This is a genomic window from Mycobacterium asiaticum, assembly GCF_001673365.1.
Classification (GTDB): Bacteria; Actinomycetota; Actinomycetes; order Mycobacteriales; family Mycobacteriaceae; genus Mycobacterium; species Mycobacterium asiaticum_A.
Genome location: NZ_LZLS01000074.1, coordinates 32,934 through 42,344, shown reverse-complemented (window position 1 = coordinate 42,344; position 9,411 = coordinate 32,934). Strand labels below are relative to the sequence as shown.

The following is a 9,411-nucleotide window of genomic DNA, read 5'->3' as shown; positions in this document are numbered from 1 at the left end:
CCCCAGGCACACCCGCCCAGGCGAGGGTGGGTGGGCCGCTGTCGTGCGGGGACCTGGTTTTGACCGCGTTTGGCGGTCGGCCAGTGGGACCTCGTTGCGGCCCGATTTCGAAGGTCAACCGCGGTCCGGCGGGGTTACCGATGTTGATGCTCTGACCGTCGTGAAGCTCGACCACCGGCATGCGGTAGCCGTTGACGTAGGTGCCGTTGAGTGAACCGTTGTCGATCGCAAGCCAGCGGCCCTGATCGAAACGCAGGATGAGGTGGGCGCGGGAGATTCGCGGATCCGGAATGCGCAGGTCGGCGTGCAGGTCCCGGCCGATCACCACCTCATATCCTGGCGCGAAACAACATTGGGACCCGTCGTGCCGGATTGTCAGGGCAGGCGGGGTTAGTCGATGCACGCCAACCAGTATTAGCCGGTTTACGGGGTTGCTGGTTGTGTCTCAGCTGTGACGTTGCTATGTCTCCGGCCGGGCTTACATAGCTGTTTCACAGCTTGCATCGCGTCCTGCGCCAACGCATTTCGTGCATCATTCGAAAGGGAAGGAGCGGTGGATGTCGGATGGTCGGCGGATGGCGGATCGGCGAGGCGGTGCTCGTCGATCGGCGCCCGGCGCGGGCGCTGAGCTCAATGCCCGCCAAGGGTTGCTTGCCAATTCGCGTCATCTGCTGCGTGCGGGACTCCAATCTTTGCCGTTGACCACCGTCGCACATCTGCGTCGCCGTGTGCCGCCGGCGAAGCCCGCGCCCGCTGCAGACCGGCCCGGTGGACTCCGTCCCAGCATGGCCCGCGGCGCGCACTTTGCCGGTTACACGATCTTGCGCCAGTTGGGTGTCGGCGGGATGGCCGAGGTTTATCTCGCTTTGCATCCGCGGTTGCCGCGCCGCGACGTCATCAAAGTCCTCGCCGAGGCGATCACCGCGGATGGTGAATTCCGCGAAAGGTTCAATCGCGAAGCCGATCTGGCCGCAACGCTGTGGCATCCACACATCGTCGGGGTACACGACCGCGGCGAATTCGACGGCCAACTATGGATTTCCATGGACTACGTCGAAGGGAACGATGCCGCGCGGCTGGTGAAAGAGTCCCATTCCCAAGGCATGCCGGCCGAGGACGTCTGCGCTATTCTCAGTGCCGTTGCGGCAGCGCTCGATTACGCTCACGACCGCGGACTGTTACATCGCGACGTGAAGCCCGCCAATATCCTGCTCACCCACTGCGGCACCGATGACCGTCGAATTCTATTGGCGGACTTCGGTGTTGCTCGGCACCTCGCCGATATCAGCGGTATCACCCAGACCAACGTCGCGGTGGGAACGGTCGCCTACGCCGCACCCGAACAGCTGGCGGGCTCCAACATCGATCGACGGGCGGACCAATATGCATTGGCCGCCACGGCTTTTCACTTACTTACCGGTGCACCACCGTTCCGACACACCAACCCTGTCGCGGTGATCAGCCAGCACCTCAACGACGAGCCGCCGCGGCTAAGTGACTATCGGCCTGAACTGGCATGCCTGGATGACATATTCACCAAAGCACTTGCCAAGACGCCGCAAGCGAGGTTCGGGCGCTGCCGGGACTTTGCCGCTGCGGTGGGCGAACAGATCGCTGAGCGCGAGTGCGGCACCGCCGTGCCCGCCTCGTCGCGCGGTCCCGTCGTGCGTGCGCAGGGGCTGTCACCGCGGATTCGGATGGCGGCGGCAATCGTATGTGCGGTGCTGATCGCGGTTGCGGCGACCTGGTCGACGCTGTACAGCTTCCAAACCGAACCTGCTCCGGCCAATCCGGCGCTCGCCGCCAGCCCGTCCCCGCCGGCCGCCACACCAGTGGCGGCCCCGCCCGCCAAAGTCCTCGACGGCACCTACCGCTTGGACTTTGACCGTTCGAAGCGCACCAGTAACGGCACGCCGATCCGTCACGACGGCGTCACCACCAGCTGGTGGGCTTTCCATTCGATGTGCACCGCAAATGGTTGTGCGTCCAGCGGGATCCGCCTCGACGATGACAGCCATCAGGTCGCCGATAGCAGCGATGGCGGCCAGGCCGACACGTTGCGATTTGTTGCCGGCTATTGGCAAGGCGCTGCGCAGCAGCAGCGGGTGGGCTGTCGCCAAGCGAACCAATTGGTGCGGCCCGCCCCGCAGGAGACCCAGCAGGAGACCCAGGCGCTGTCGCTGGCCCCGCAGGCCGACGGCACGTTGCGCGGGGTGGAAACCGAGACCGTTCGCAGCAACGAGTGTGGCGCCCAGGGGGCGGTGCTGCGGGTACCGGTGGTCGCGACGCGTGTCGGTGACGTACCGCCGAGCGTCGTGCTGCCCGATCCTGCTCAGACGATCAGCGCGGCCATTGCGCCGGTGCACCGGCCGTCGCCGCCCGTGCTGGGCGGATCGTGCACCGATGTCGACAAGCTGGGCTACGACCAAACCAGCAATGAACAGGTCGTCTGCGAAGGCAATACCTGGGACAAGGCGCCGATCACCACTGGCGTTCATGCCGTCGGCAGCAGTTGTGACCGACCCGACATCCCGGTGTTCGCGATGTCGGCGTCCAACGACGGTTACCTGATCGAATGCGATCCGGTGACGCGGATGTGGACCCGGCACAGCTGAGCTAGCTGTTCTGCGGCCCGCTTGGACGTGTGGCCCGGGTGGCGCCGAGCGTGCGCAGATGTACGGCGACACGCCGCGGCGCCCGGCATTCTCTGCACGTTCGATCAAGGAATAAAGGCTGTCGGTGCCTGGCTCTACCCTGGTGTTATGGCTTTCGCCACCGAACACCCAGTAGTCGCCCACTCCGAATACCGCGCCGTCGAGGAGCTGGTACGCACCGGCGCGCGCTTCGACGTGGTCAGCCCGCATCAGCCCGCCGGCGACCAGCCCGCCGCCATCGATGAATTAGAGCGCCGGATCAAGGCGGGGGAGCACGACGTCGTGCTGCTCGGCGCCACCGGCACCGGGAAGTCGGCGACCACCGCCTGGCTGATCGAACGTCTGCAACGCCCCACGCTGGTGATGGCGCCGAACAAGACGCTGGCCGCCCAGCTGGCCAACGAACTGCGAGAGATGTTGCCGCACAACGCGGTCGAATACTTCGTCTCCTATTACGACTACTACCAGCCGGAGGCGTACATCGCGCAGACGGACACCTACATCGAAAAGGACAGCTCCATCAACGACGACGTGGAGCGGTTACGGCATTCCGCGACATCGTCGCTGCTGTCTCGCCGTGACGTGGTGGTGGTGGCGTCGGTGTCCTGCATCTACGGTTTGGGGACTCCGCAGTCCTACCTGGACCGCTCGGTCGAGTTGACGGTCGGCAGCGAAGTGCCCCGTGATGGCCTGTTGCGGCTGCTGGTCGACGTGCAGTACACCCGTAACGACCTGTCGTTCACCCGGGGCTCGTTTAGGGTGCGCGGCGACACGGTGGAGATCATCCCTTCCTACGAAGAACTGGCGGTGCGCATCGAGTTCTTCGGCGACGAGATCGAGGCGTTGTACTACCTGCACCCGTTGACCGGAGACGTGGTTCGCCAGGTCGACTCGCTGCGAATTTTCCCCGCTACGCACTACGTCGCCGGCCCGGAGCGGATGGCGGTCGCGATATCCACCATCGAGCACGAACTCGCCGAGCGTCTCTCGGAATTGGAAGGTCAGGGCAAGCTGCTCGAGGCGCAACGGCTGCGGATGCGCACCAACTACGACATCGAGATGATGCGACAGGTCGGGTTCTGCTCAGGCATCGAGAACTACTCGCGACACATCGACGGCCGGGGCCCCGGATCGCCACCGGCGACTCTGCTGGACTATTTCCCGGAGGACTTCCTGCTCGTCATCGACGAGTCGCACGTCACGGTGCCGCAGATCGGCGGCATGTACGAGGGGGACATGTCGCGCAAGCGCAACCTCGTCGAGTACGGTTTCCGGCTGCCGTCCGCGGTAGATAACCGGCCGCTGACCTGGGAGGAGTTCGCCAACCGCATCGGGCAGACCGTGTACCTTTCTGCCACCCCGGGGCCGTACGAGCTCAGTCAGACCGGCGGCGAGTTCGTCGAGCAGGTGATCCGCCCGACCGGGCTGGTGGACCCCAAGGTGGTGGTCAAGCCGACCAAGGGGCAGATCGACGACCTGATTGGCGAAATCCGCAAACGCACCGACGCCGACGAGCGGGTGCTGGTGACGACGCTGACCAAGAAGATGGCCGAGGACCTCACCGATTACCTGCTGGAGATGGGCATCCGGGTCCGGTACCTGCACTCGGAGGTCGACACGCTGCGCCGGGTTGAGCTGCTTCGGCAGCTCAGGCTCGGCGAGTACGACGTACTGGTCGGCATCAACCTGCTGCGCGAGGGCCTGGACCTGCCGGAGGTATCGCTGGTGGCGATCCTCGATGCCGACAAGGAAGGGTTTTTGCGGTCGACGCGCAGCCTGATCCAGACCATCGGGCGCGCCGCCCGCAACGTCTCCGGTGAAGTGCACATGTACGCCGACAAGATCACCGACTCGATGAAAGAGGCCATCGACGAGACTGAACGGCGCCGGGCCAAGCAGGTGGCCTACAACGAGGCCAACGGGATCGACCCGCAACCGCTGCGCAAGAAGATCGCCGACATCCTCGACCAGGTCTACCGCGAGGCAGACGATACCGAGACGGTGGAAATCGGTGGGTCCGGACGCAACGCCTCCCGCGGCCGGCGGGCCCCGGGTGAGGCCGGCCGCGCCGTGAGCGCTGGCGTGATCGAAGGACGCGACACCACCAACATGCCGCGCGCCGAACTGGCCGACCTGATCAAGGACTTAACCGCGCAGATGATGGCCGCCGCGCGGGACCTGCAGTTCGAGCTGGCAGCTCGGTTCCGCGACGAGATCGCCGACCTCAAGAAAGAGCTGCGCGGAATGGACGCCGCCGGTCTGAAGTGACGGAAACGACGAGCCAGACCGGCAGCTGGCGTGAGCTGTTGGGTCGGCACCTGGGCACATCCACGCTGTTGGCGGGCGGCGTGGCGATGTATGCCACCAACGAGTTCCTGACCGTCAGCCTGTTGCCCAGCACCATCGCCGAGATCGGCGGTGCCCGGCTGTACGCCTGGGTCGTCACGCTGTACCTGGTGGGATCCGTGGTCGCGGCGACCACCGTCAACTCGATGTTGCGTCGATTTGGTGCCCGCAGGTCGTTCCTGCTCGGTCTGGGCGTCTTCGGCGTGGCCAGCCTGGTGTGCGCGGCGGCGCCGAACATGGAGGTCCTGATCGCCGGGCGGACCTTGCAGGGAGTGGCCGGCGGCGTGCTGGCCGGGCTGGGTTACGCGCTGATCAACTCCGCGCTGCCCCGTTGGCTGTGGACGCGGGGTTCGGCGCTGGTGTCGGCGATGTGGGGAGTCGCCACGATCATCGGACCCGCGATGGGCGGGCTGTTTGCCCAATTCGGTTTGTGGCGTTGGGCGTTCGTGGCGATGGCCATCATGACGGTGCTGATGGGCATATTGGTTCCGGTCGTGCTCGCCGCGAATCGTGGCGCGCGCGAGGACTCGACCGCGCCGGCTGCGCAGGCCCGGACGCTGCGCGTACCGGTGTGGTCGCTGCTGCTGATTGGGGCTGCGGCGCTGGCGGTCAGCGTGGCGCAACTGCCACGTCACGCGGTGGCGATCGGGGGGCTGCTCGTTCTCGGCGTACTGCTCGTCGGGGCCTTCGTGGTTGTCGACAAGCGCAGTGATGCCGCTGTGTTGCCGCCCAGCGTCTTCGGCTCCGGTCCCCTCAAGTGGATCTACCTCACTATGGCCGTGCAGATGGCGGCGGTGATGATCGACACCTACGTGCCGTTGTTCGGCCAGCGGCTGGGGCACATGACTCCGGTCGCGGCCGGCTTCCTGGGTGCATCGCTGGCAATCGGCTGGACCGTCAGTGAGATTGCCAGCGCATCGTTGAGCAACCCGCGAACTATCGGGTACGTGATCGTGGCCGCGCCTCTGGTGATGGCGGCCGGTCTCGCGCTCGGCGCGGTAAGCCAGCGCTCCGACGCGCCGGCCGGCAGCGTAGCGATCTGGACGGTGGCATTGCTGCTGGCCGGTACGGGCATCGGGATGACCTGGCCTCACTTGTCCGCGCGCGCAATGGAATCCGTGGACGACCCGGCCGAGAGTGGCGCGGCCGCCGCGGCGATCAACACCGTGCAGCTGATCTCGGCTGCCTTCGGGGCCGGGTTGGCCGGCGTGGTGGTCAACACCGCCACGGGCGGGGAAGTGTCCGAGGCTCGCTGGCTGTACAGCGTGTTCACCGTGCTGGCGGCGACGGGTGTCGTGGCGTCCATTCGGGCAACCCGCCGCGACCGCGGCAGGTCGCCTCATACGGTGTAGCGGTGACCGACACGGCCAGTGCGACCGGCAGTTGGCGTGAATTGCTGGGGCAGCACCTCGGCACGTCCACGGTCCTGGCCGGTGGCGTCCTGCTTTACTCCACCAATGAATTTCTGACCGTCAGCATGCTGCCGACCATCGTCGCCGACATCGGCGGTGGCCGGCTGTTCGCGTGGGCCACATCGCTGTATCTGGTCGGTTCGGTGGTCGCGGCCACCGTGGTTCACCCGATGCTGATGCGGATCGGGGCGCGACGGTCGTATCTGATCGGGCTCACCGCGTTCGCGTTGGCCAGCGTGGTGAATGCGACCGCCCCCAGCATGGAGGTGCTCGTCGCCGGGCGCACGTTGCGTGGCGTAGCCGGGGGACTGCTGGCAGGGCTGGGATACGCGCTGATCAACGCCGCACTACCGCGTCGGCTGTGGACGCGCGGTTCGGCACTGGTGTCGGCGATGTGGGGGGTCTCGACGCTGCTCGGGCCCGTGGCGGGCGGCGTTTTCGCGCAGCTCGGCATCTGGCGGTGGGCGTACGGCGGGATGGGATGTGCGGCGGTGCTGATGGCGCTGCTGGTGCTGAGCGTGCTGCAGCCCGGTCCGCTTGCCTCGCTTGTGGAGGCACCGCTGGCGCCCTCCCGCAAGGTGCCCATCTGGTCGCTGCTGGTGATGGGTGCAGCCGCGTTGTCCATCAGCGTCGCGTCGGTGCCGCGTCACCTGCCGCTCACCATCGCGCTGCTCGTCGTCGGGGTCGGATTGATCGCGATCTTTGTGGTGGTCGACTGGCGGATGCACGTTGCCGTGTTGCCGCGCAACGTATTCGGTCCAGGACCGCTGAAATGGATCTACCTGACCATGTGTGTGCAAATGGCCGCTGCCATGGCGAATATCTTCGTGCCGCTGTTCGGCCAGAAGCTGGCCGACCTGAGCCCGGTGGAAGCCGGCTTCCTAGGGGCAGCGCTCGCCACGGGATGGACGATCGGCGAGGTTGCCAGCGCTTCGCTGTCCGATCGGCGGCTGATCGGGCACGTCGTCAGCGCCGCTCCGTTGGTGATGGCAGTCGGGCTGGCGCTGGGCGCAGCGACCCAGCGTGCGTATGCCCCGCTCGGGGTTGTCGCACTGTGGGCGGTGGCTCTGATGATCACCGGAGCGGGCATCGGGATCGGCTGGCCGCACCTTGTGGTGGGTGCGATGGATGCTGTCGACGACCCAGCGGAGAGCAGCGCAGCCGCCGCCGCGATCAACATCGTCCAACTGGGCTCGGCCGCCGTCGGCGCGGGATTGGCCGGGGTCGTGGTCAACACCGCTAAGGGGGGAGCGGTGGTCGAAGCCCGCTCGTTGTACGCGGTGTTCACCGCCCTGGCGGCTATGGGCTTCATCGCTTCCTACCAGGCGACTCGGCGCGACCGCCGCACGCCGCGGTGATATTTACCGCGTCGACTTGACCACCTGCGAGTAGTGGAACTGCCATCGCTCCACGATGTGGAAGCCGAGGTAGCTCGGGAATTGGTAGACCGGCGTGCGCCCGAACGCGGTTCCCGGCGACAACGCCTGTCCCGCTTGATGATCGGGCAGCGACGTGTCGCGGTTGGTGATCGTCCACAGCGCCGGGCATTTGTTGATCTTGGCCGTCGTCAGCCACACGGCGACGTGGCCGTCCCACAGCGCACCGACTTTAGGCCCGTAGAAGCCGCGCTCCACGTCGATCAATGACCGGAAGGCGGCCGGCCGGGTAGCCAACAGGGCACGGATCGGTCCGGGCCGCCAGGGGACCGTGTTGTCCACCAGCAGACAGTCCCCGGGGGCGGCGTGAGAGCTGATCACGTCGGCGACCTGGCTGTAGTCCCAGCCCTCCTTGGCGTACGGCCCGCGCTGGGTGAACAGGTAGTTCGGGAATGCCGCGGCGGCGAGGACGAGAACCAGGGCCACGATCTGCCACGGTTTTCGGGCGATCGCGACGATGCAGATCCCCAGGATGACGGCCGCGGCGGGAGCGGTGAATATCAGGTAGCGCGGGTAGTAGATCGGCTCGGCCACGGCCGAGTAGATCAGCACAATGGCAGTCGGCAGCACTACCCACAGCACGCTGATCAGCAGCAGTTGCCCCGTGCCGTCCTCAGCTCGCGCCTTGCCGGCAAGTCGAACGCCGGCGGCTACGACCACCACAACACCGGCCAGGATGGCGAACGCGACGCTGTAATCGAAATATTGCCGGTGCACCACGTCCAGAAACAGATTGCGGTGCAGGCCGTTGATCCATCCGACCTGCCATACCTGTTTGTGCGCGAACAGCATGAATGGTGTCATCGCGCCGAGCGCCGCAGCAGATGCGAGCGCCAGCCAGATCGTCGGCCACTTGCGTTTGCCCCGGGCGGCCAGCAGTGGCAGCACCGCCGCGTAGACCGCCACTAGCAACACCGTGTTGATGCTGACCAGGATCGACACCATCAACATCAGCGCGTAGCAAATCCACAGCCGCGCGCGATTGCGTCGCACCGCGACTACCAGCAGCACGGTCAGCCACACCGCTACCGCCACCGTCAGCGCGGAGGAGCGGGCTTCGATACCGGCCCAAGTCACCCGAGGCAGGATGGCGAAGACGGCGCCAGCGCACAGGGCGGTCGCGCGTCCGGAAAACTGCTTGACGAAGACCACCACCCCGGCGGCCGCGGCGCCGACGGCCAGCGCGCTGGGCACCCGGGACCAGAACTCGGTCGGCGGGAAGATCGCGAACCAGCCGTGCATCAGCAGGTAGTAGAGGCCGTGGACGGCGTCGATGTGGCCCAGCAACTTCCACAGCTCCGGCAATGTCCTGCTGGCGGCGGCGGAGATCGTTGCACCCTCGTCGAACCACAGCGACGGTCTGCTGGCCCACGCAGCGCTGAGGATCGCGGCGAGCGCCGCGATTGCCCACGGGTCCCGGAACCGGCCACGCGGGCGAGCCGACGGCGCCGGTTCGGCGTCGTCAGCCAGGGGATTTTCGACGATAGATACAGACATGGTTGCGTTTAACTTTATGTGGCGCGAGGTCGCCACGTTGCGGCGCTATGTCGCTTGCGGTCGGTT

General features: G+C 66.4%; 6 protein-coding genes. 4 read left to right on the top strand and 2 right to left on the bottom strand.

Annotated elements, in window-relative coordinates; genetic code table 11:
- Window positions 1-403: FHA domain-containing protein (locus A5634_RS07980; RefSeq protein WP_216638723.1), on the bottom strand; the 403-nt coding region annotated here is incomplete at its 3' end.
- Window positions 404-575: 172 nt separating this feature from the next.
- On the opposite strand from A5634_RS07980, the gene A5634_RS07975 reads away from it, so the two are divergent.
- The 4 genes from A5634_RS07975 (at window position 576) to A5634_RS07960 (ending at window position 7,770) form a co-directional block, all read left to right on the top strand.
- On the top strand, window positions 576-2,615 hold the full coding sequence (locus A5634_RS07975) for a serine/threonine-protein kinase (protein WP_065143512.1): 2,040 nt from the start codon (window positions 576-578) through the stop codon (window positions 2,613-2,615).
- 147 nt (window positions 2,616-2,762) lie between these two features.
- The gene (gene uvrB / locus A5634_RS07970) at window positions 2,763-4,922 is read left to right on the top strand and encodes an excinuclease ABC subunit UvrB (protein WP_065143511.1); all 2,160 of its coding nucleotides are present in this window, start codon (window positions 2,763-2,765) and stop codon (window positions 4,920-4,922) included.
- On the top strand, window positions 4,919-6,352 hold the full coding sequence (locus tag A5634_RS07965) for an MFS transporter (RefSeq protein WP_065143510.1): 1,434 nt from the start codon (window positions 4,919-4,921) through the stop codon (window positions 6,350-6,352). Before uvrB ends, A5634_RS07965 begins: the two co-directional genes overlap by 4 nt.
- A gap of 2 nt (window positions 6,353-6,354) precedes the next feature.
- Window positions 6,355-7,770 (top strand): MFS transporter, encoded by a 1,416-nt coding sequence (locus A5634_RS07960; protein ID WP_065143509.1) that lies wholly within the window; start codon window positions 6,355-6,357, stop codon window positions 7,768-7,770.
- Between the two features lie 3 nt (window positions 7,771-7,773).
- Here the strand turns inward: A5634_RS07960 and A5634_RS07955 are convergent, their stop codons facing one another.
- Window positions 7,774-9,345 (bottom strand): glycosyltransferase family 39 protein, encoded by a 1,572-nt coding sequence (locus tag A5634_RS07955; protein WP_065143508.1) that lies wholly within the window; start codon window positions 9,343-9,345, stop codon window positions 7,774-7,776.
- Between the last annotated feature and the right edge of the window lie 66 nt (window positions 9,346-9,411).